Here is a 2,873-nt window from a genome sequence, read left to right as displayed (position 1 = left end):
GAGCTTATTGATAGCATTAAGGCACTTGATCTCTTTATTACCAATGATAGTGGTCCTATGCACATCGCTGCCGCGCTTCAAACTCCTACGATAGCTATTTTTGGATCTACGGATACCGCAGATACTTGTCCATGGAATCTCCCAATAGCACAAGAATTTTTCTTGCCCTCACAAGCGATGATACCACACGCACTAGATTCTACACCATACCCGACACCAAAAGATATCACTACATATACAACGCTCACGGCTGATACTATCACTATCCTTAGCAAACATTTAGAATGTGCGCCGTGTAAAAAACGCACTTGCCCACTCAAACATCACCTCTGCATGAAATCTATCACACCAGATGAAGTTTTTGCAATCGCACTCACAATGCTACAACTCCCTAAGGAATAGATATTATGCTTTTTGATTTCTCACCAAACACACCACTCCAAAATTTCAAAATCTTAAGCCAATGCCTTATACCGCGTCCTATTGCGTGGATTAGCACGATAAATGATAATGGTAGTATCAATCTCGCACCTTTTAGTTTTTTTGCGCCTGTGAGTTTAGAACCCACGATTCTAAGCGTGTGTGTGATGAAAAAAAGCGATGATACGATAAAAGACACACTCTATAATGCCAAAACCCACAAATGCGCAACCATCACAATCCCAAGCCCGCAGGATTATTTGCACCTGCAACAATGCTCTGAAGAGTTTGCACGAGGCATAAGCGAGGCAAGTGAGCTTGGCATAAGTCTCAAAAGTATCCATAGCAACTATCCACCAGTGCCTAGCAATGCCCAATGTGCGTTTTTATGTGATTTTTATGATATATGGGATTTTCAAAGCACAACAGATACGCTTTTGCTTGAACTCAAGCAGTGCTTTGTAGATGAGAGGTGTATTAGTGAATCTACACAAGATTTGCGTTTGGTATTTGAAGCACTCGCACGCACCGGAAATGATTTTAAGGTTTTAAAGGATTTGTAAGATATAATGCAACTAATTTTTTAAAATTAAGGAGAATTTACATGTTATCAATCTCACGAAACTCTTGTTTAGGGCAGTGGTCTAGAATCTCACTGAATTTTTTTGGATACCCTATCCTAACTCGGGAAAAAATTTTTTTAGGCTACAAAAATGGGGGGGGGGGGTAGCAGAAGCTTTTATTAGTTATAAAATTTTTGAAAAAAGTCTATATCAAACCCTCCAATGCATCAAAGACCCTGGACTGTATTCATATCCGCAACTCGCTAAAGATATAACTACTGACAAAAACATTGACATTAAAATTCTTAATCTTTGTCAAGGCTTGGATACAAAAAGTATTGAAACGATCACAACAATTATCTCTCGTTTACGTGCAACACATTTACTCCACAGAAAAACTTGGAATATGCTCACCGAAAAAGAATTTCAAGAACTTTACCGTATAGCAACAGAATTTTATCCAAACATTCATCAACTCTCCCCCACACTTTACGTATATAAAAACTATTTGCTACCTACTTATTTCTTTGAAATTAGCGTGTTGTGGCATGAACATAATCTAAAAGATTTTGAACTTTGCACACTAACAAACATAAAAAATAAAGATATTATAGATGTAGGTGCATGTATAGGGGATAGTGCCTTGGTTTTTCAAAAATATACAGATAAGAATATTTATGCCTTTGAACCAACAAATAAGAATTATGAGTTTTTGCTCCAAACCATTAAACTCAATAATGCAACGCGGATTATCCCAGTCAAAAAAGCTCTAGGATCAGAACCTTCACAAGCACAAATTAGTATCAACCACACAAATCTTGGAGGTTCTAGTATGATCTTCAATAATAATTATGTCAATAATCATGAAAGTGTAGAAGTCATTACACTAGATTCTTTTGTGTATGAGCATAATCTAGAAGTTGGATTTATCAAAGTCGATATTGAAGGCTTTGAACAAGAGTTTTTAAAAGGAGCAAAACAAACAATCACAGAGCAAAAACCTGCAATGCTTATTAGTATTTATCATCAAGCAAGCGATTTTTTTGAGATTAAACCTATGATAGAATCTTGGAATTTAGGATATAGCTTTAAAATTATAAAGCCCATAGATCATAGTATCGTAGATGAATGTGCGCTCTTTTGTGAAGTCATAGAATAACATCACTCTATGACTTAGCTTTGTATGCGTTCATCTCGCATAGCCTCTTGTTCTTTATATAGCACCGCACAACCCTTGGCAAGATCGCGAATCTGTAAAATATAATTTTGTCGCTGTGCCACAGAAATTGCCTTGCGCGCATCAAGAATATTAAAAAAATGACTTGCAAGCATTGTATAATCATAGGCTGGGAGTGGGAGTTGTGCTTCTAAACAATGTGTGGCTTCCTCTTTGGCTTGTTCAAAAAAACTAAAAAGTTTTGCAACATCAGCCACTTCAAAATGATACTTGCTAAACTCATATTCACCCTCTTTGTGCACATTACGATAATAGACATTTTGCCCTTGTGAATCCACACCCCACAAAATATCAAACACATTTTCCACGCCTTGGATATACATCGCCAACCGCTCCACACCATAGGTAATCTCCACCGCCACAGGCTCGCAAGGCAACCCCCCTACTTGCTGAAAATAGGTAAATTGCGTAACCTCCATACCATCAAGCCATACTTCCCATCCAAGCCCCCAAGCGCCAAGTGTTGGGGATTCCCAATTATCCTCCACAAAACGCACATCATGCTTTTGCAAATCCAACCCCAAAGCCTCTAAGCTTTGTAAATATAATTCTTGGATATTGCTTGGGTTTGGCTTGATAAGCACTTGAAACTGATAATAACTCCCCAAGCGGTTTGGATTTTCCCCATATCGGCCATCTGTAGGACGCCTAGA

The 2,873-nt window shown here is 38.1% G+C and carries 5 protein-coding genes; 4 read left to right on the top strand and 1 reads right to left on the bottom strand.

What is annotated here, in order from left to right:
- The 4 genes from C6H22_RS09205 to C6H22_RS08425 all read left to right on the top strand — a co-directional run.
- Positions 1-402: glycosyltransferase family 9 protein (locus C6H22_RS09205; protein WP_233707107.1), on the top strand; the 402-nt coding region annotated here is incomplete at its 5' end.
- 5 nt (positions 403-407) lie between these two features.
- Positions 408-983 carry a flavin reductase family protein gene (locus C6H22_RS08430; RefSeq protein ID WP_104694818.1) on the top strand — a complete coding sequence of 192 codons (576 nt, stop codon included), beginning with the start codon at positions 408-410 and terminating at the stop codon, positions 981-983.
- Between the two features lie 41 nt (positions 984-1,024).
- Positions 1,025-1,150, top strand: coding sequence for a hypothetical protein (locus C6H22_RS09060; protein WP_267892043.1), 126 nt, complete (start codon positions 1,025-1,027; stop codon positions 1,148-1,150).
- A 239-nt stretch (positions 1,151-1,389) separates the two neighbouring features.
- Positions 1,390-2,142 carry an FkbM family methyltransferase gene (locus tag C6H22_RS08425; RefSeq protein ID WP_104694817.1) on the top strand — a complete coding sequence of 251 codons (753 nt, stop codon included), beginning with the start codon at positions 1,390-1,392 and terminating at the stop codon, positions 2,140-2,142.
- A gap of 14 nt (positions 2,143-2,156) precedes the next feature.
- Here the strand turns inward: C6H22_RS08425 and glyQ are convergent.
- Positions 2,157-2,873: glycine--tRNA ligase subunit alpha (glyQ, locus tag C6H22_RS08420; RefSeq protein ID WP_104694816.1), on the bottom strand; the 717-nt coding region annotated here is incomplete at its 5' end.

It is taken from the genome of Helicobacter equorum (genome assembly GCF_900198655.1).
GTDB classification, from domain to species: domain Bacteria; phylum Campylobacterota; class Campylobacteria; order Campylobacterales; family Helicobacteraceae; genus Helicobacter_F; species Helicobacter_F equorum.
The sequence above is the reverse complement of the archived record's forward strand: the minus strand, read 5'-3'. Positions and strand labels throughout refer to the sequence as shown.

Excerpts from the sequence above, each read along its gene's own strand:
- C6H22_RS08430 (WP_104694818.1), top strand. The coding sequence starts at position 408 with ATGCTTTTTGATTTCTCACCAAACACACCACTCCAAAATTTCAAAATC.
- C6H22_RS09060 (WP_267892043.1), top strand. The coding sequence starts at position 1,025 with ATGTTATCAATCTCACGAAACTCTTGTTTAGGGCAGTGGTCTAGAATC.
- C6H22_RS08425 (WP_104694817.1), top strand. The coding sequence starts at position 1,390 with ATGCTCACCGAAAAAGAATTTCAAGAACTTTACCGTATAGCAACAGAA.